The sequence below is a fragment of the Streptomyces sp. NPDC031121 genome (assembly GCF_055570615.1).
The window spans coordinates 101444-120108 of the sequence record NZ_JBVIGV010000010.1 but is presented as its reverse complement, the minus strand read 5'-3'; the positions used below and the strand labels follow the sequence as shown (position 1 = coordinate 120108).

The window sequence follows — 18665 nt, the reverse complement described above, 5'->3', positions numbered from 1 at the left end:
ACACCGGTAGATGCAAGCGAATGACACCCCCCCCCCCCCCCCCCCCCCCCCCCCCCCCCCCCCCCCGGCCCGTGGTGACTGCCTGCCGGCCGCTGAGCGGCGGCCTACGTCAGTTGTCGTCCTCGTCGATGAGGAAGCCGCGCATCGGGGACGGCGCCTGCATGGGCGAGGGCCCTGCCGGCCGCACCGGAGCCATCGGCTGCGTCATGGCGGGGGACATCTGCTGCTGTCCGCCGTACGACGGGCCGCCCATCGGGGAGGGGCCTCCCATCGGGGACGGTCCGCCCATGCCCATGGCACCGGCCGGGGCCATCGACGGGGACGGCGAGGCCGGCAGCGCGGGGCCCGCAGGGTTCCGCGGCGGGGCCAGGGAGTCGTCGGCCTGGGTCTCCAGCTGGCGCAGCTGGGACTCCAGGTAGGACTTCAGGCGCGTGCGGTACTCGCGCTCGAAGCCCCGCAGGTCCTCGACCTTGCGCTCCAGCGTGGCGCGGGCGGACTCCAGGGAGCCCATCGCGACGCGGTGCTTCTCCTGGGCGTCCCGCTCCAGCGCGTCGGCCTTGGCGCGGGCGTCGCGCTCCAGGCCCTCGGCGCGGCTGCGCGCCTCGCCGACGATCTTGTTGGCCTCGGAGCGGGCCTCCGCGATCGCCTGGTCGGCGGTCTGCTGCGCCAGCGACAGGACGCGCGCGGCGCTGTCGCCGCCGGGGCCCTGCTGCGGGAGCTGCGGCTGCTGGCCCATGGGCTGCATCTGCTGGCCCATCTGCTGCATCGGCTGGCCCATCGGCTGCATCTGCTGGCCCATGGGCTGCATCTGCTGGCCGAGCGGGTTCTGGCCGCCCATGGACTGCTGGCCCATCTGCTGCATCGGCTGGCCCATCGGCTGCATGGGGCCGCCCATCGGGCCGGGGCCGCCGGGGCCCTGCGGGCCGGGGCCGCCGGGACCGGCGGGAAGCTGCGGCTGGCCGCCCGGGAGCTGCGGCGGGCCCATCTGCGGCGGGCCCTGCTGCGCCGGCGGGCCGGATATGGCGGCGGGCACCGGGGCGCCGGGTCCGCGCTGGTCCTGGGGCTCCGGCTTGCGCATGCCCTGCTGCTGCTGGTTCTGCGCGGCGGCGCGCGTGGCCGCGGCCAGCTTGGCGCGCAGGTCCTCGTTCTCGCGCAGCAGGCGCGTCAGCTCGGCTTCGACCTCGTCGAGGAAGGCATCGACCTCGTCCTCGTCATAGCCTTCTCGGAGGCGGACGGTCGTGAACTGCTTGTTCCGCACGTCCTCGGGAGTCAGCGGCATGTCTTCTTCACCTCTACGTAGTCGTCGGCAGTCGGCAGGACCGTATCGGGACTGTCCCCGCGCTCGCGGGAAAGCTCATCGTTCACACGCTTCTCGCAGCGGTGCTCACGAAGCTGATGAGGATGTAAACGATGATCATCAGAACGAAGAAGGACAGGTCCAGTGCCACGCCCCCGAGACGCAACGGCGGAATGAACCGCCGGAGAAGCTTGAGCGGCGGATCGGTCACAGTGTAGGTCGCCTCCAGGACGACCACCATCGCCTTGCCGGGTGTCCATGAACGTGCGAACTGGAAGACGTAGTCCATCACCAGCCGGAAGATCAGCACGATGAGGAAGCACATCAGCGCGATGTAGACCACCTGTAGTGCGACACCCATCCCGCGCTTCCCTCTCCCCTGCTTCCGCTCTGTTCCCGGCCCCGTGTCTGACGGATCGGTCTAGCTTTGGTTGAAGAACCCGCCCTCCGCGATGCGGGCCTTGTCCTCCGCCGTGACATCGACGTTAGCAGGCGAGAGCAGGAACACCTTCTGTGTCACTCGTTCAATGCTGCCGTGCAATCCGAACACGAGACCGGCGGCAAAGTCGACAAGTCGCTTCGCGTCGGTGTCGTCCATCTCCGTGAGGTTCATGATCACCGGGGTGCCCTCACGGAAGTGTTCCCCGATGGTACGGGCCTCGTTGTAGGTCCGGGGGTGCAGCGTCGTGATGCGGTACGGCTCCCGCTCGGAGACGACCTTGGGCATGATCACGGGGGCGTTCTTCTCCAGGTTCGTGCGTTCAGGTGTGATGGATGCCACGGGGGCGATTCGCGCAGGACGTCCGCTTTCCACCGGGGACGGGACGGGTTCCCGTTGCGCCGGGGGCTGCACGACCCGTACCGGTTCGTCCGTTACGGGCGTTTGGTGCGCGGGCTGCTGGCGCCGGCGGTCCCGCTCCGGTTCCGGCTCGGGTTCGAACTCGTCATCGGGGTCGTACCCCGGGTTGTCGTACCGGTCGTCCTCCACGAGGCCGAGGTAGACCGCCATCTTGCGCATCGCGCCGGCCATTCTCCGAGTCCTCCGCTCTGTGGTGGATCGCCCTGTCGCAGGTGTGTCGCTGTCCCACCGAAGTCACCAACTGCCCGCGATCCACGTGGCCTGCCCGCTCACCAGCGGGAATGACCATATTTTCTGCTGTGGTCCGACTTTCTTCGCGACGTTACCCGAGCCGGGGTCTCGCGCCGAGTACCGCGGTGCCGACGCGTACATGTGTCGCACCGGCCGCCACGGCCTCTTCCAGGTCCGCGCTCATCCCGGCCGACACCATCGTGGCAGCCGGATGGTCCGCGCGCAGGCGGGATGACAATTCCACCAGCCGCTCGAAAGCGGCGCGTTCGCGTCCCGCGTAGGGCCCTGCCAGCGGCGCGACGGTCATCAGGCCGTCGATCCGCAGTCCGGGCGCCGCGGCCACGAGGTCCGCCAGCCCGGCGAGCTGCTCGGGCGCCGCGCCGCCGCGGCCGCCGCGCTCGCCGGACTCCGCGTCGAGGGCGACCTGGACGAGGCAGCCCAGCTCCCGCCCGGCCTGCACGGCCGCCGCCGACAGGGCCGTCACGAGCTTCGAACGGTCGACGGACTGCACGACATGGGCGTAACCGGCAACGGAACGGACTTTGTTCGTCTGCAGCTGGCCCACGAAGTGCCAGGTGAGGGGCAGATCCGCACAGGCCGCCGCCTTGGGCGCGGCATCCTGGTCCCGGTTCTCCGCCACATGGCGGACCCCCAGCTCCGCCAGCAGTCGTACGTCGCTCGCGGGGTACGTCTTGGTGACCACGATCAGGGTCACCTCCCCGCGCTCGCGGCCCGCGGCCGCGCACGCGGAGGAGATCCGCTCCTCCACGCGCGCGAGGTTCGCCGCGAGTTCCGCCTTACGATCCGTCATCACCTAGTCCAACCAGACATATCCGGCAAGCCGCCCGGTCACCCGGTCGCGGCGGTACGAGAAGTGGTCCCGCGACTCCAGTGTGCAGACCGGGGAGCGGTGGCGGTTCACCACCCCCGCCTCCGCGAGCTGGGCGTGCACGCCGGCGGCCACGTCGACGGCGGGCGTGCCCCAGCTCGTCTCGGACCGGGCGGCCGGGACTGCGGCGGCGACCTCGTCGCGCATCGCGGCCGGCACCTCGTAGCAGCGGCCGCAGACCGCGGGGCCGGTGCGGGCGATGATCCGCCCGGGCTCCGCCCCCAGCGCGGCCATCGCCTCCAGCGCCGCGGGCACCACCCCGGCGACCAGGCCGGGGCGCCCGGCGTGGGCGGCGGCGGCGACCCCGGCGACGGGGTCGGCGAGCAGGACGGGGGTGCAGTCCGCGGTCAGCACCGCGAGGGCGAGGCCCCGGCGGCCGGTGACGACGGCGTCGACCTGCGGGACCTCGGCGCCGGCGGCCCAGGGGCCGGTGACCGCGGCCACGTCCCGGCCGTGGACCTGGTTCATCCAGACCACGGATTCCGGTGCGAGGCCGAGGGACTCCGCCGCGATCGCCCGGTTCGCGAGAACGGCGGCCGGGTCGTCTCCGACCGCGCCGCCGAGATTGAGCTCCTCGTACGGAACGGCGCTCACCCCGCCCCACCGGTCGGTGAAGGCGAAGTGGGCGCCGTTCTCGGTGTGCTGCTCCGGTGTCACTTCAAGAAGTCCGGGACGTCCAGCTCCTCGGCCGGGCTGTCCTGGTAGGGGCGGGCCGTCGGGACCTGCGGTGCGGGGGCCGGCGGCTCGGGCGCGGGGGCCGGCTCCGCCGGGGCCGGGGGCTCCTCGCGCGGGGTGACCGTGCCGAGTCCGCCGAAGGCCGGGCGGACCGGCTCGGGGGCGCGGACGGGGACCGGCGCGGGCTCCTCGCGCTTGGTGGACGCGGCGCCGATGACGTTGTCGCGGCGGGCCGGCGGCTGTCCGCCGTCGAAGCCGGCGGCGATGACGGTGACGCGCACCTCGTCGCCGAGGGCGTCGTCGATGACGGCACCGAAGATGATGTTCGCCTCGGGGTGGGCGGCCTCGCTGACCAGCTGGGCGGCCTCGTTGATCTCGAACAGGCCGAGGTCCGAGCCGCCGGAGATGGACAGGAGGACGCCGCGGGCGCCGTCGATGGACGCCTCCAGCAGCGGCGAGGAGATCGCCATCTCGGCGGCCGCCACGGCGCGGTCGTCGCCGCGGGCCGAGCCGATGCCCATGAGGGCGGAGCCGGCCTCGGACATCACGGACTTGACGTCGGCGAAGTCGAGGTTGATGAGGCCGGGGGTGGTGATGAGGTCGGTGATGCCCTGGACACCGGAGAGCAGGACCTGGTCGGCCGACTTGAAGGCGTCGAGCACCGAGACCTGGCGGTCCGAAATGGACAGCAGCCGGTCGTTCGGGATGACGATGAGGGTGTCGACCTCTTCGCGGAGCTCGGCGATGCCGTCCTCCGCCTGGTTCGCGCGGCGCCGCCCCTCGAAGGTGAACGGACGGGTGACGACGCCGATGGTCAGGGCGCCGAGCGAGCGCGCGATGTTGGCGACGACGGGGGCGCCGCCGGTGCCGGTGCCGCCGCCCTCGCCGGCGGTGACGAAGACCATGTCGGCCCCCTTGAGGACCTCCTCGATCTCCTCGCGGTGGTCCTCTGCCGCCTTGCGACCGACTGCCGGGTTGGCTCCGGCGCCGAGCCCCCGGGTGAGTTCGCGGCCGACGTCGAGCTTGACGTCGGCGTCGCTCATCAACAGGGCCTGTGCGTCCGTGTTGATGGCGATGAACTCGACGCCCTTGAGACCGACCTCGATCATTCGGTTGATGGCATTGACACCACCGCCGCCGACACCGATGACCTTGATGACTGCGAGGTAGTTCTGCGGTGCTGCCACGTCGAAGGCCTCTCGCCTCGAGTTACGTGTCGCCGCCTCGCGTGCCTGCGGTGCGACGACTGATGCCGAAATGTGGGACGGTCCGAACGCGCCGACCCGAACCCTAACCCTGAAGTTTAGGGTTAAGTATGTGCCTGTTCCCTGGACTCTTCCGAACAGGACACTAAGTCGACAAGTAGCGCGTGTTCAACGAACACGCCGAACCTCCCGTTTTTCTTTTCACCCTATGTGATCACCCGTATCGGTGGCCAACCAGGGTGCGCCGCTGTTCGACCGGACGTCAACTCCCGGACACGGCAGGGGCCGTGGGGACGCTGACGTCGAAGTGACCTGCCTTCGGTGCCGCCTTGAGGAGGGCGGTCAGCGCACGGCCCTTCGCCGCCCCCTGCTCACCGCTTCCCCACACCACCTTGCGCCCGCCGGTCAGCTCCAGCACGACCGAGTCGTACGAGGCGACCTTGACCTGCACGGTCTCCTTGGCGACGGAGGCCGGCAGGTCCCCGGCGACCCCCACCGCCTCGCGCAGCAGCCGCTCCTCGTCGAAGCGGCGGCCGCTCGGCGAGCGGGAGGCGTCGAGGGCGAGGAGGGGGACGCCGGCCGGTGCTTTCGCAACCGTGTCGAAGCGGACACCCGAAGCGTCCACTTCGACGAAGTTGGCGTCCTTTTTGATGAGCAGGACGGGTTTGCGCTCCGTCACTTCCAGACCGATTCCGCGCGGCCACGACCGCTCGACTTCGACCGAATCGACGCGGGGCAGCCGGGCCCGTACGCGGCGTTCGATCTCGCGGGTGTCCACGCTCACGAGCGGGGCGCCGACGGGGACGGCCGCCGCGGCGAGGACCTGCTCGGCCGTCAGCACGCGGGTGCCGGCCGCGGTCACGTCCTCGACGCGGAACCAGGAGGAGCCGTACAGGACCCAGCAGGCGCCGCCGGCGAGCAGCGCCGCCGCGGAGCCGAAGGCCAGCAGCCGACCCCGGCCGCGCAGCTTCCGGACGAGGCCGCGCACCCGGGGCCCGGGGCCGCCCGGCCCGGATGCCTTGGAGGCCTTGGGGCCCTTGGGCGCCCTGGAGGCCTTGGGGGCCTTGGGGCCCTTGGGGGCCTTCGCGGGCTTGGGCTGCTTCGGCCGGCCGGGCTGCTCCGACTGCTCGGACGGCTTCGGAACCTTCGGCCGCACGGGCCGCTTCGGCGCCTCGGCCGCCCCGGCGGGGCCGGGACCCGGGCCGGAGCCGGGGGCCTTGCGGGCCGACCGGTCGGACCGGTCGGGGAACGGCGTCCCGCCCTGCGTGCTCCTGGCTCCGGCCACTGCTGTGCCTCCTGCGTCTGCGCTGTCCCGCCTCAGCGGTTCCTGTGGGCTGCGACCGCCTCGTACACCATCGCGACCAGCAGCTCGTCGGCGTCCCGGCGGCCGAACTCGGAGGCTGCGCGGGACATCTCGTACAGGCGGTGCGGGTCGGAGAGCACCGGCAGGACGTTTCCGAGCACCCAGTCGGGCGTCAGCTCCGCGTCGTCGACGAGCAGGCCGCCGCCGGCCTTGACCACCGGCTGGGCGTTGAGCCGCTGTTCGCCGTTGCCGATCGGCAGCGGGACGTAGGCGGCGGGGAGCCCGACGGCGGAGAGTTCGGCGACGGTCATCGCGCCCGCGCGGCACAGCATCATGTCGGCGGCGGCGTACGCGAGGTCCATCCGGTCCACGTACGGTACCGGGACATAGGGCGGCATCCCGGGCATGTTGTCGACGTGCGGCAGTTCGTTCTTCGGGCCGACCGCGTGCAGGATCTGGATCCCGGAGCGCTGGAGGGTCGGCGCGACCTGCTGCATCGTCTCGTTGAGGCGGCGGGCGCCCTGGGAGCCGCCCGAGACCAGCAGGGTCGGCAGGTTGGGGTCCAGGCCGAAGGCCGCACGCGCCTCGGGGCGGACCGCGGCGCGGTCCAGGGTGGAGATGGTCCGGCGCAGCGGGATGCCGACGTAGCGGGCGCCGCGGAGCTTGCTGTCGGGCGTGGAGACCGCGACGGCGTGCGCGTACCGGGAGCCGATCTTGTTGGCCAGGCCGGGCCGGGCGTTCGCCTCGTGGACGATGATCGGCACGCCGAGCCGCTTGGCGGCGAGGTAGCCGGGCAGGGCCACGTAGCCTCCGAAGCCGACGACGACGTCGGCCTTGGTCCGTTCCAGGATCTCCTCGGCCGCCTTGATGGTGCCGCGCAGCCGCCCCGGGACGGTGATCAGCTCGGGGGTGGGCTTGCGGGGCAGCGGGACGGCCGGGATCAGGCCCAGCTCGTAGCCGCGCTCGGGCACCAGGCGGGTTTCGAGCCCGCGCTCCGTGCCGAGCGCGGTGATGCCCACGGAAGGGTCCTGCCTGCGCAGGGCGTCCGCGAGGGCGAGCGCCGGCTCGATGTGGCCGGCGGTCCCCCCACCGGCGAGTACGACATGCACCGAATTTCACCGCTCTCCGGACGGACGCCTCGTGACGCGCCGTCTCATCGTCTTCCATCTCTGCCCGGTCCGCAGCCGGCCGCTCTTCGGCCGGCGCATCGCGAGCGCCGCGCGTGCGGCGGGCTCCTCCCGCGCGAAGGCGATGAGCAGTCCGACCGCGAACATGGTCGGCAGCAGAGCGGAACCGCCGTACGAGAACAGCGGGAGCGGGACCCCGGCGATCGGCAGCAGACCGAGCACCGCACCGATGTTGATCACGGCCTGGGCCGTGATCCAGGTGGTCACGCCTCCCGCGGCATACCGTACGAAGGAGTCCTCCGTGCGTCCGGCCACGCGGATACCCGCATAGCCTAGAGCCGCGAACAGGGCGAGTACCGACAGCGTCCCCGCCAGTCCCAGTTCCTCCCCGGTGATGGCGAAGATGAAGTCGGTGTGGGCTTCGGGCAGTTGTCCCCATTTTTCCACACTGGCACCCAGCCCGGAACCGAACCATCCGCCGGAGGCGAGGGCGTAGATGCCGTGCACGGCCTGCCAGCACAGGTCGTCCTTGCCCGGTTCCGTCGCGCCGATGCAGGACAGCCGGGACATCCGGTGCGGGCTGGTCTTGATCAGCAGTGCGATGATCACACCCGCGAAGGCGAGGACCCCTGCGAACAGCCTCGTGGGCGCCCCGGCCAGCCACAGCAGCCCGAGCAGGATGGCCCCGAGGATCACCGCGGTGCCCATGTCGCCGCCGAGCATGATCAGGCCGAGCAGCAGGAACGCCACCGGGACCAGCGGCACCAGCAGGTGCTTCCACTGGGCCAGCAGCTCCCGGTCGCCCTTGCGGGCCAGCAGGTCGGCGCCCCACAGGATCAGCGCCAGCTTCCCGAACTCGCTGGGCTGGAGCATGAACGGGCCGCCGAGCGAGATCCAGTTCTGGTTGCCGTTGACCGCGACCCCTATCCCGGGGACCTGCACCAGGACCATCAGGAAGAGCGTGCCGGCCAGGACGGGGTAGGACAGCGCCCGGTGCAGCTTCACCGGCATGCGCGAGGCGGCGAACAGCAGCAGCGCGCCGATCAGGGCGGCCAGGAACTGCTTCTTGAAGAAGTACGCGTCCCCCAGCCCCAGCTGGAGCGCCTTGATCATCGAGGCCGAGTAGACCATCACCAGGCCGAGCACGGTGATCAGCAGCGAGCTGCCGAAGATCAGGTAATAGGCGGTCAGCGGCCGGTCCCAGGCCCGGCGCACCTGCTGCTGGGTGCGCCGGATCCGAGTCAGCGGCCCGCCGCCCGCGGGGCGCCGCAGGCCCGGCGGGCGGCGGCGGCCCTGCGGTCTGAGGGCTGGGCCGCCCCGCGCCGGTTTCGCGGCGGACGGCCGCCGCCCGGGCAGCACCTGTCTGGCCGGCATCTCGTGACCTTCCCCTCCACTCGTACGGGGCGGGCGGCCGGTCCGAGCGGACCTCCCTGCCCGGTCTAGGCGCTCCCGCCGGCCAGTTCGCGCACCGCGGCCGCGAACGCGTCCCCGCGCTCGTTGTAGTTCGCGAACATGTCCATCGATGCGCAGGCGGGCGCCAGCAGGACCGTGTCGCCGGGTTCGGCGAGCCGGGCCGCTTCCCTGACCGCTGCGGGCATCGCCCCAGTGTCGGTCCGGTCGAGGTCGACGACCGGGACCTCGGGGGCGTGTCGCGCCAGCGCCTCGGCGATGAGCGCCCGGTCGGCGCCGATCAGCACCGCGCCGCGCAGCCGCTTGCCGGACTTCTGCACGAGTTCGTCGAAGGTCGCGCCCTTGGCGAGGCCGCCCGCGATCCACACGACCGGCTCGAACGCGGCCAGCGAGGCCTCCGCCGCGTGCGTGTTGGTCGCCTTGGAGTCGTCGACGTACACCACGCCGTCGACCTCGTCCACGCGGGCGACGCGGTGCGCGTCGGGCCGGAAGTCGCGCAGGCCGTCGCGGACGGCGCGGGCCGGGACGCCGAAGGCGCGGGCCAGGGCGGCCGCGGCGAGGGCGTTGGCGATGTTGTGCGGGGCGGGCGGGTCGACGTCGCCGACCTCGGCCAGTTCCTGCGCGTTGCGCTGCCGGTTCTCGACGAACGCCCGGTCGACGAGGATGCCGTCCACGACGCCGAGCATGGAGGGACCGGGGGCGCCGAGGGTGAAGCCGATGGCGCGGCAGCCCTCCTCGACGTCGGCCTCCTCCACGAGGCGCTCGGTGGCCGGGTCGGCGGCGTTGTAGACGCAGGCGACCGTGTTGCCCTCGTAGATGCGGCCCTTGTCGGCGGCGTACGCCTCCATGGAGCCGTGCCAGTCGAGGTGGTCGGGCGCCAGGTTGAGCACGGCGGCCGAGTGGGCGCGCACCGAGGGCGCCCAGTGCAGCTGGTAGCTGGAGAGCTCCACGGCGAGGACGTCGTACTCCTCGTCGCCCAGCACCACGTCGATGATCGGGGTGCCGATGTTCCCGACGGCCGCGGTCCGCAGGCCGGCGGCCCGCAGGATCGAGGCGAGCATCTGGGTGGTGGTGGTCTTGCCGTTGGTGCCGGTGACGGCGAGCCAGGGGGCGGGCCTGCGGTCCGGGCGGGAGTCGCGCAGCAGCCAGGCGATCTCCACGTCGCCGACGACGTCGACGCCGGCCTCGGCGGCGGCCCGGAACAGCGGGCTGTCGGGCTTCCAGCCGGGCGAGGTGACGACGAGGCCGGTGCCCTCGGGGAGCGTCGCGGCGTCGCCGAGGCGCACGGAGACGCCCAGTGCGGCGAGTTCGGCGGCCTTCGCGCGGTGGCCCTCGGAGTCCCCGCCGTCCACGACGGTGACGGAGGCGCCGAGGCCGGCCAGGGCGCGGGCGGCGCTGATGCCGCTCACGCCGAGGCCGGCGACGGTGATGTTCTTGCCCTGCCAGGAGGTCACTTGTCCGCTGCCCATCCCGCGTAGAAGATGCCGAGGCCGACGATGACGCACATGCCCTGGATGATCCAGAAGCGGACCACGACGAGGACCTCGGACCAGCCCTTGAGTTCGAAGTGGTGCTGGAGCGGCGCCATGCGGAAGACGCGCTTCCCGGTGAGCCGGAAGGAGCCGACCTGGATGACGACCGACAGCGTGATGAGGACGAACAGGCCGCCGAGGAGGGCGATCAGGAACTCCGTGCGGGAGCAGATCGCGAGGCCGGCGAGCGCGCCGCCGAGGGCCAGCGAGCCGGTGTCGCCCATGAAGATCTTGGCCGGCGAGGTGTTCCACCACAGGAAGCCGAAGCAGGCGCCCATCAGGGCGGAGGCGACGACCGCGAGGTCGAGCGGATCGCGCACCTCGAAGCAGGCGTTGGGGTTGGTCAGGGTCTGCGCGTTGGCGCAGGACTCCTGGAACTGCCACACCCCGATGAAGGTGTAGGCGCCGAAGACCATCACCGCGGCACCCGTGGCCAGGCCGTCCAGACCGTCCGTCAGGTTCACGCCGTTCGACATGGCCAGGATCATGAACAGCGCCCAGACCACGAACAGGACGGGTCCGATCGACCAGCCGAAGTCGGTGACGAACGACAGCTTGGTCGAGGCCGGCGCCAGCCCGCGGGCGTCCTTGAACTGGAGCGCGAGGACGGCGAAGGCGATGCCGACGATCAGCTGGCCGGCCATCTTGGCCTTGGCCCGCAGGCCGAGCGACCGCCGCTTGACGATCTTGATGTAGTCGTCGAGGTAGCCGACGAGGCCCATGCCGGCCATCAGGAACAGCACCAGCACGCCCGACAGCGACGGCGACTGGCCGGTGAGCACCTTCGTCAGGGCGTACGCGATGAGCGTGGCCAGGATGAAGGAGATGCCGCCCATGGTGGGCGTGCCCTTCTTCCCCAGGTGGCCGCGCGGGCCGTCGTCGCGGATGAACTGGCCGTAGCCCTTGCGGGCCAGCAGCTTGATCAGCAGCGGGGTGCCGACGACGGTGAGGAACATGCCGATGACACCGGCGAACAGGATCTGCCTCATCGGCCGGCGACCTCGCCCTCGCCGGCCAGCAGCGCCTCTGCCACCCGCTCCAGCCCGATCGACCTGGAAGCCTTCACCAGCACGACGTCACCCGGGCGCAGTTCACTGCGCAACAGGTCGATCGCCGCCTGCGCGTCGGACACGAGCACCGACTCCTCACCCCACGAACCCTCGTTGTAGGCGCCCAGTTGCAGCCAGGACGCTTCCCTGCCCCCGACTGCGACGAGCTTGCTCACGTTGAGCCGGACGGCAAGCCGTCCCACCGCGTCGTGCTCGGCCAGCGAGGCGTCACCGAGCTCGGCCATGGGACCGAGCACCGCCCACGTGCGCCCCCCGTTCGCCCTGGCGGCGCCGCCCATCGCGGCCAGCGCGCGCAGTGCGGCCCGCATGGACTCGGGGTTCGCGTTGTAGGCGTCGTTGACGACCGTGACGCCGTCCGCCCGCTCGGTGACCTCCATCCGCCACCGGGACAACGTGCCCGCCCCGGAGAGCGCGGTGGCGGTCTCCTCGACGGACATGCCCAGCGCGTGGGCGACGGCGGCCGCGGCGAGCGCGTTCGACACGTGGTGCTCACCGTACAGGCGCAAGGTCACTTCGCCGCACCCGGTGGGTGTGTGAAGTGTGAAGGAGGGCTGTCCGGACGGCGTCATCCGGACATCGGCGGCCCGGACGTCGGCGTCGTCGGCCTCGCCGAAGAGCAGCGTACGGGCCTTGGTGCGGGCGGACATGGCGCGCACGAGGGGGTCGTCGGCGTTGAGGACGGCGATACCGCCGTCGGCCTCCGCGGGCAGCGCCTCGACGAGTTCGCCCTTGGCGAGGGCGATCTGCTCGCGGCCGCCGAACTCGCCGATGTGGGCGGTGCCGACGTTCAGGACGACGCCGATGCGGGGCGGGGTCAGGCCGGTGAGGTAGGCGATGTGGCCGATGCCGCGGGCGCCCATCTCCAGGACCAGGTGCCGGGTCTCCTCGGTGGCCCGCAGCGCGGTGAGCGGCAGGCCGATCTCGTTGTTGAGGGAGCCGGGCGTCCACACGGTGGGGGCGTGGGCCTGGAGCACCTGCGCGATGAGGTCCTTGGTGGAGGTCTTGCCGGCGGAGCCGGTCAGGGCCACCACGTCCGTGCCGAGGCGGCGGACGACGGCGCGGGCGAGCGCGCCGAGGGCCTTCTCGACGTCGGGGACGACGATCGCGGGCACGCCGACGGGGCGCGTGGCGAGCACGGCCGCGGCGCCGGCGGCGACGGCGCCCTCGGCGAACCCGTGACCGTCGACGCGCTCTCCGGCGAACGCGGCGAACAGGCTGCCGGGCTCGACCTGGCGGGAGTCGATGACGACGGGCCCGGTGATCCGCACCGAGGGGTCCGGTATGTCGTGGGGCCGCCCGCCGGTGATGTCGGCGATCTCGGCGAGGGAAAGGGCGATCACTGGTTCACCTCGGCCTCGGGGACGTGCGGTTGGTTCGGCCGCGCGGCGTGCGCGGCCTGTGCCTCGATCGCGGCGCGGAGCACCGCGCGGTCGTCGAAGGGGCGTACGACACCTGCGGTGTCCTGGCCCTGCTCGTGGCCCTTGCCGGCCACCAGCACGGTGTCGCCGGGCTCGGCGCGCGCGACGGCGGCGGCGATGGCCGCGGCCCGGTCGGCGTCGACGAGGACGGTGCCGCGCTCGGCGGCGGGCACGGAGACGGCCCCCTCGAACATCGCGGCGAGGATCTTCAGCGGGTCCTCGGAGCGCGGGTTGTCGGAGGTCAGCACGGCGGTGTCGGCGAACCGGGCGGCGGCTGCGCCCATCGGGCCGCGCTTGGTGGAGTCGCGGTCGCCGCCGCAGCCGAGCACGATGTGCAGCCGGCCGGCGGTGACCTCGCGCAGCGCGCGGAGCACGGACTCGACGGCGTCGGTCTTGTGCGCGTAGTCGACGACGGCGAGGTAGGGCTGGCCCGCGTCCACCCGCTCCAGGCGGCCGGGAACGCCGGGGACGGCGGCGATGCCGTCGGCGGCGGTCTGCGGGTCGAGGCCGGCGGCGGCGAGCGCGGCGATCGCGGCGACGGTGTTGGCGACGTTGAACGGGCCGGGCAGCGGGGCCCGCGCGGCGATGCGCTGCCCGTCCGGGCCGACCACGGTGAGGGTGGAGTCCATGTGCCCGAAGACGACGTCCTCGGCGCGCCAGTCGGCGGCCGGGTCGCCCTGGGCGGAGAAGGTGGTGACGGGGATCGGCGACTCCTTGGCGAGGCGCCGGCCGTACTCGTCGTCGGTGTTGACCACGCCGAGGCGGGCGCGGCGCTCGGTGAAGAGCTGCGCCTTGGCCTGGAAGTAGTCCTCCATGTCGGAGTGGAACTCCATGTGCTCCGGGCTCAGGTTGTTGAAGACGGCGACGTCGAAGACGCAGCCGTCGACCCGGCCGAGCACCAGGGCGTGGCTGGAGACCTCCATGGCGACGGCCTCGACGCCGCGTTCGCGCATGACGGCGAACAGGGCCTGGAGGTCGGTGGCCTCGGGGGTGGTCCGCTCGGACTTGATGCGCTCGCCGCCGATGCGCATCTCGACGGTGCCGATGAGCCCGGTGGTGCGGCCGGCGCCGCGCAGGCCGCCGTCGACGAGGTACGCCGTCGTGGTCTTGCCGGAGGTGCCGGTGATGCCGATGCGGAGCAGGTCCTCGCCGGGGCGGCCGTAGATCTCGGCGGCGAGGGCGCCCATGCGGCCGCGCGGGTCGTCGGCGGTGAGCACGGGCAGGCCGGTGGCGGCCGCGCGCTCCGCTCCCGCGGGGTCGGTCAGGATCGCCGCGGCGCCGAGGGACGCCGCCTGGGCCGCGAAGTCGGCGCCGTGCATCCGGGCGCCGGGCAGGGCCGCGTACAGGTCGCCGGGGCGCACCGCACGGGAGTCGTGCGTGATCCCGGTGATCTGCGGGCCCGAGGGCTCCGCGGGGGCGCCGGGGTCCAGCAGGTGCGCGAGCGCACCGAGCGCAGTCGGGCGGACGGACGCGGGCCGGGGCGCGCCCGGCGGCGTTGCCGGGGCGTCCTGCGGGGTGGTTCTGGGCTGATCAGCGTGGGACACGGCGGTGAGCGTACCGGGCGCGGCGGGCCGCCCGCGAAGCGAGGGCCCGCCGGGGGCGGCCCCGGCCGGCTGGTTCCCGGGTTCGGGAGTGATCGTGGTCACTGGTGGTGCCTCACGGTTCCTGGGGGGCCGACGCGGCGGCCCGGGGGTCACCGGCCGGGCGTCGTGCCGGGCCGGGGGGCGGTCTGGGGGGCGGCCTGCGGGCCGGGCTCGTAGGTGACCGGCAGGCCTGCGGGGGCGGTGCCGGTGGGGGCGACCCGGAGGGTCTTGAGGGCGAACTCCATGACCTTCTTGTAGATGGGGCCGCAGATCTGGCCGCCGAAGTAGCTGCCCTTGGTGGGGTTCTGGATGGCGCAGTAGACGGTGATGCGGGGGTCGTCGGCGGGCGCGAACCCGGCGAAGGAGGCGGTGTAGCCCTTGTAGCGGCCGGTGGCCGGATCCACCCGGTTGGACGTGCCGGTCTTGCCGCCGACGCGGTAGCCGGGGATGCGGGCCTTGGTGCCGGTGCCCTCCTGGTCGTCGACGACGGATTCCAGCATCTGCGCCAGGGTCCTGGCGGTCTCCTCGCTGATGACGCGGGTCTGCTCGGGGGCGGGGGCCGGGGTGAAGCGGCCGTCGGGGCCCTTGGTGCCGCGGACGAGGGTCGGCTCGATCCTTACGCCGCCGTTGGCGATGGTGGAGTAGACGGAGGCGGCCTGCATGGCGTTGACGGACAGGCCCTGGCCGAAGGGGATCGTGTACTGCTGGGAGGTCGACCAGGCCTCGGGGCCGGCGAGGATGCCGCGGGACTCGCCGGGGTAGTCCAGGCCGGTGGGCCGGCCGATGCCGAACTTGTCGAGGTAGGAGTGCAGGACGCGGTTGGCGTCGGGCTGGGTCGGGCCGAGCTGGCCGGTGGCGAGGATCGTGCCGATGTTGGAGGACTTGGCGAGGACCCCGTTGAGGGTGAGGTACCAGGTCGGGTGGTCGATGTCGTCCTTGAAGAGCCTGTCGCCGCGGTGGAGCCGGTTGGGGACCTCGACGCGCGTCTCGGGGGTGGCCTTCTTCTCCTCCAGCACGGCCGCCATGGAGATGACCTTGGCGGTGGAGCCGGGCTCGTAGACGTCCTGGAGGGCGGCGTTGCCCATGGCGGCCGAGCTGGCGCGGGAGAGGTCGTTGGGGTCGAAGCCCGGGGCGTTGGCCATGGCCAGGACCTCGCCGGTGCGGGTGTCCTGGACGATGACGTAGCCGCGGTCGGCCTCGGAGGCGCGGACCTGTTCGGCGATGGCGCTCTGCGCGGCCCACTGGATGTCGCGGTCGATGGTCAGCTCGATGTCCTCGCCGGGGACGGCGGGCTTCTCGTTGGACCCGGCCGTGGGGACGCGCCGGCCGCCGGACTGGGCGTAGGTGATGGTGCCGTCCCGGCCGGCGAGCTTGCGGTCGAGGGAGGACTCCAGGCCGCCGCCGCCGCGGCCCTCGGCGTTGACGTAGCCCAGTATCCCGGCGGCGAGGTCGCCGTTGGGGTAGACGCGCTTGCTGCTGTCCTCGCTGAACACGCCGGCGAGGACGTTGGCGCCGGGGCCGTTGTTGCGCTTGTCGGCGGCGGCCTTGTCGGCGAAGACCCGCTTGAGGTCCTTGATCTGGTTCCAGACCTGGGGGGTCTGGCGGCGGGCGAGGACGACGTACCGGCTCTTCTTCGTCTTCAGCTTGGCGGCGAGCTCCCCCGAGTCCGCGCCGAGGATGGGGGCGAGGAGGGCGGCGGCCTGCTCGGGGGCGTCGGGCGCCTTGCTCATCTGCGGGGTGAACATCTGCGGGTCGGCGGTGATGTCGTAGGCGTCGACGCTGATGGCGAGGGCGACGCCCTTGCGGTCGGTGATCTCGCCGCGCTCGGCGGCGAGGGTCACGGTCGTGAAGCGGTTCGCGGAGGCCTTGGCCGAGTACGTGGAGGCGTCGACGGCCTGCACCTGGAGGAGGCGTACGACGAAGGCGAGCATGACCAGGGCGAGGCCGATGCCGACCAGGCGCAGCCGGGGCCGGGGGCTGCCGAGCCGAATGGTGTGGGGGGTGCGGGCGGCGGGCCTGCGGGCCGCGGGGCGGGGGTTGACGCGGGGCCGGTCGGCGCTGCCGGGCCGGGGCCTGCCGGGGCCGGGGACCCGGCGCCGGGGGGTGTCCTGCGGGCTCACCCGGCCACCCCGCGGTGCCGGGCGGCGCGGGCTCGGCGGAGGCGGCCGGGGCGGGGCCCCGGGAAACGGCGGGGGGACGGGGCGGTCGGGCGCCCCGCGGGGATCCGTTTCACGACGTCACCTTCCGGGGGTGGGGCTGGGCCGGCCAGCGCCGGGTGCCGGCTGCGAGGCGCCGCCGGCGGGCGCCGGTGCCGGGGCGGGGGCGGACGGCTGGGCGGTGGCCGCGGCCGGCGGTGCTGCCGGGCCGGGGGCGGCGGCGCCCGGCGGGGGCGCGCCCGGGGCGGCTCCCGGCGCTGCCGCGGACGGGGAGGAGGAGGGGGAGGGGGAGGGGGACGGCGGGGGCGCCTCCGCGGCCGCGGCGGTGCCGGTGACCTTGCCGTCCCCGCCGATGAACGCGGGGCTGCCGCCGGGGACCATGCCGAGCTCGACGGCCCGGCGCTGGAGGGCGTCGGGGGCCGAGTGGGCGTCCACGTCCCGCTGGAGGGCCTGCTCCTCGTCGGTCAGCGCGGTGGTCTCCTTCTTCAGCTTGGCCAGCCGGAAGGAGCCCTCGTTCAGGGCGGAGTTCAGCAGCAGCAGGCTGATCAGGCCGCCGGCGAGCAGGGCGACCACCAGGACGACGAACGGTGTGCGCGCCGCCTGCCCGGCGGGGCCGCGCTGCCCGGCCCCGCCCCCGCCGCCCTTGGTCACGGGTTCGCCTCCCGGATGCGTTCGACGCCTCGGAAGCGGGCCGGTGCGGCTCGCCGGTTCTCGGCGATCTCCTCCTCGGTGGGCAGCTCGGCGCCGCGTGTGAGGAGCTTCAGCCGGGGCTGGTACTTCTCGGGGACGACGGGCAGCCCCGGCGGGGCCGTGGAGGCGGCCCCGGCGGCGAAGACCTGCTTGACGAGGCGGTCCTCCAGGGAGTGGTAGGACAGCACGGCGATGCGGCCGCCGACCGCGATGCGGTCCACGGCGGCCGGGATGGCCCGCTCCAGGACCGACAGCTCGCCGTTGACCTCGATGCGCAGGGCCTGGAAGGTCCGCTTGGCCGGGTTGCCGCCGGTCCGCTTCGCGGCCTGCGGCAGGGACTCGCGGATCAGCTCGACGAGCCGGGCGCTGTGGGAGAAGGGCTCCTTCTCCCGTTCGCGGACGATCGCGGAGACGATCCGCTTCGCCTGCTTCTCCTCGCCGTACTGGCGCAGGATGCGGACGAGCTCGCCGGCCGGGTAGGTGTTGAGCACCTCCGCCGCGCTGATCCCGGCCGTCTGGTCCATGCGCATGTCGAGGGGGGCGTCCTGGGCGTACGCGAACCCGCGGTCGGCCTCGTCGAGCTGCATGGAGGAGACGCCGAGGTCGAACAGGATGCCCTGGACGGTGGGGGTGCCGAGGCGGTCGAGCACCTCGGGGAGCTCGTCGTAGACGGCGTGGACGAGGGTGGCGCGGTCGCCGAAGGGGGCGAGGCGCTCGCCGGAGAGCCTCAGGGCCTCCTTGTCGCGGTCGAGGCCGATCAGGCGGGCCTCGGGGAATCGGGTCAGCAGGGCCTCGCTGTGGCCTCCGAGGCCGAGGGTGCAGTCGACGACGACGGCCCCCGGCCTCTGGAGGGCCGGGGCCAACAGGTCCAGGCACCGCTGGAGCATCACCGGGACGTGTCGGGACTCGCTGGTCAAAGCGCCCTCTCAGATAACGGCGCGGCAGGCATACGCCGCGCCGCGCACGCGGAGTGTTACCAGGGGGCCGGGCAGCCGGTCAGGGCCGGGCTCCGGCCGGTTCGCGCCACTTTAGTGCAACGGCACGCCGGGTCAACGAACCGGCCCGCGCGCCGTGCGCCTGCCTCGCCCGGAACCCGCAAAAGGCGCGAATCACCCGGATGGCGGCCTCCCGCCCACCCCTGTGGGTCAGCTCACACCGTGTTGCGTTGACCCGTTTCCTCCCGCAGCGTCCCGAGCCGGGGCCCAGGGCGGCCACTACCG

General features: G+C 73.1%; 16 protein-coding genes. All 16 read right to left on the bottom strand.

The features are described from left to right. Window positions 1-109: 109 nt before the first annotated feature. Window positions 110-1279, bottom strand: coding sequence for a DivIVA domain-containing protein (locus ACZ462_RS20065; RefSeq protein ID WP_467807265.1), 1170 nt, complete (start codon window positions 1277-1279; stop codon window positions 110-112). A gap of 82 nt (window positions 1280-1361) precedes the next feature. Beyond that, on the bottom strand, window positions 1362-1658 hold the full coding sequence (locus ACZ462_RS20060) for a YggT family protein (protein ID WP_030155988.1): 297 nt from the start codon (window positions 1656-1658) through the stop codon (window positions 1362-1364). 60 nt (window positions 1659-1718) lie between these two features. Beyond that, window positions 1719-2327, bottom strand: coding sequence for a cell division protein SepF (locus tag ACZ462_RS20055; protein WP_467807267.1), 609 nt, complete (start codon window positions 2325-2327; stop codon window positions 1719-1721). Window positions 2328-2478: 151 nt separating this feature from the next. Then, a complete protein-coding gene (locus ACZ462_RS20050) occupies window positions 2479-3198 on the bottom strand; it encodes a YggS family pyridoxal phosphate-dependent enzyme (RefSeq protein ID WP_467807268.1) in 720 nt (239 codons plus the stop codon). A 3-nt stretch (window positions 3199-3201) separates the two neighbouring features. Next, a complete protein-coding gene (pgeF, locus tag ACZ462_RS20045) occupies window positions 3202-3933 on the bottom strand; it encodes a peptidoglycan editing factor PgeF (RefSeq protein ID WP_467807269.1) in 732 nt (243 codons plus the stop codon). Then, window positions 3930-5138 (bottom strand): cell division protein FtsZ, encoded by a 1209-nt coding sequence (gene ftsZ / locus ACZ462_RS20040; RefSeq protein WP_114057192.1) that lies wholly within the window; start codon window positions 5136-5138, stop codon window positions 3930-3932. The genes pgeF and ftsZ overlap by 4 nt, the downstream gene beginning before the upstream one ends. Before the next feature lie 280 nt (window positions 5139-5418). Further along, complete coding sequence (locus ACZ462_RS20035; protein WP_467807339.1) at window positions 5419-6144, bottom strand: cell division protein FtsQ/DivIB; 726 nt, start codon at window positions 6142-6144, stop codon at window positions 5419-5421. A gap of 329 nt (window positions 6145-6473) precedes the next feature. Next, complete coding sequence (gene murG / locus ACZ462_RS20030; protein ID WP_114057193.1) at window positions 6474-7568, bottom strand: undecaprenyldiphospho-muramoylpentapeptide beta-N-acetylglucosaminyltransferase; 1095 nt, start codon at window positions 7566-7568, stop codon at window positions 6474-6476. Window positions 7569-7574: 6 nt separating this feature from the next. Beyond that, window positions 7575-8960 carry a putative lipid II flippase FtsW gene (gene ftsW, locus ACZ462_RS20025; protein ID WP_467807270.1) on the bottom strand — a complete coding sequence of 462 codons (1386 nt, stop codon included), beginning with the start codon at window positions 8958-8960 and terminating at the stop codon, window positions 7575-7577. Window positions 8961-9025: 65 nt separating this feature from the next. Continuing rightward, window positions 9026-10465, bottom strand: a complete 1440-nt coding sequence (gene murD / locus ACZ462_RS20020; protein WP_467807271.1) for a UDP-N-acetylmuramoyl-L-alanine--D-glutamate ligase — start codon at window positions 10463-10465, stop codon at window positions 9026-9028. Beyond that, window positions 10447-11517: a phospho-N-acetylmuramoyl-pentapeptide-transferase gene (mraY, locus tag ACZ462_RS20015; protein ID WP_365510183.1), complete on the bottom strand. Its 1071-nt coding sequence runs from the start codon at window positions 11515-11517 to the stop codon at window positions 10447-10449. Before mraY ends, murD begins: the two co-directional genes overlap by 19 nt. Beyond that, complete coding sequence (locus ACZ462_RS20010; protein WP_467807273.1) at window positions 11514-12938, bottom strand: UDP-N-acetylmuramoyl-tripeptide--D-alanyl-D-alanine ligase; 1425 nt, start codon at window positions 12936-12938, stop codon at window positions 11514-11516. Before ACZ462_RS20010 ends, mraY begins: the two co-directional genes overlap by 4 nt. Then, window positions 12935-14662, bottom strand: coding sequence for a UDP-N-acetylmuramoyl-L-alanyl-D-glutamate--2,6-diaminopimelate ligase (locus tag ACZ462_RS20005; protein WP_467807274.1), 1728 nt, complete (start codon window positions 14660-14662; stop codon window positions 12935-12937). The genes ACZ462_RS20010 and ACZ462_RS20005 overlap by 4 nt, the downstream gene beginning before the upstream one ends. A gap of 47 nt (window positions 14663-14709) precedes the next feature. Beyond that, a complete protein-coding gene (locus ACZ462_RS20000) occupies window positions 14710-16719 on the bottom strand; it encodes a peptidoglycan D,D-transpeptidase FtsI family protein (protein ID WP_467807276.1) in 2010 nt (669 codons plus the stop codon). A 117-nt stretch (window positions 16720-16836) separates the two neighbouring features. Next, window positions 16837-17406, bottom strand: a complete 570-nt coding sequence (ftsL, locus tag ACZ462_RS19995) for a cell division protein FtsL (protein ID WP_467807277.1) — start codon at window positions 17404-17406, stop codon at window positions 16837-16839. After that, on the bottom strand, window positions 17403-18332 hold the full coding sequence (gene rsmH / locus ACZ462_RS19990; RefSeq protein WP_467807341.1) for a 16S rRNA (cytosine(1402)-N(4))-methyltransferase RsmH: 930 nt from the start codon (window positions 18330-18332) through the stop codon (window positions 17403-17405). Before rsmH ends, ftsL begins: the two co-directional genes overlap by 4 nt. Window positions 18333-18665: the final 333 nt, after the last annotated feature.

Excerpts from the sequence above, each read along its gene's own strand:
- ACZ462_RS20065 (WP_467807265.1), bottom strand. The coding sequence starts at position 1,279 with ATGCCGCTGACTCCCGAGGACGTGCGGAACAAGCAGTTCACGACCGTC.
- ACZ462_RS20060 (WP_030155988.1), bottom strand. The coding sequence starts at position 1,658 with ATGGGTGTCGCACTACAGGTGGTCTACATCGCGCTGATGTGCTTCCTC.
- ACZ462_RS20055 (WP_467807267.1), bottom strand. The coding sequence starts at position 2,327 with ATGGCCGGCGCGATGCGCAAGATGGCGGTCTACCTCGGCCTCGTGGAG.
- ACZ462_RS20050 (WP_467807268.1), bottom strand. The coding sequence starts at position 3,198 with ATGACGGATCGTAAGGCGGAACTCGCGGCGAACCTCGCGCGCGTGGAG.
- ftsW (WP_467807270.1), bottom strand. The coding sequence starts at position 8,960 with ATGCCGGCCAGACAGGTGCTGCCCGGGCGGCGGCCGTCCGCCGCGAAA.
- murD (WP_467807271.1), bottom strand. The coding sequence starts at position 10,465 with ATGGGCAGCGGACAAGTGACCTCCTGGCAGGGCAAGAACATCACCGTC.
- mraY (WP_365510183.1), bottom strand. The coding sequence starts at position 11,517 with ATGAGGCAGATCCTGTTCGCCGGTGTCATCGGCATGTTCCTCACCGTC.
- rsmH (WP_467807341.1), bottom strand. The coding sequence starts at position 18,332 with ATGCTCCAGCGGTGCCTGGACCTGTTGGCCCCGGCCCTCCAGAGGCCG.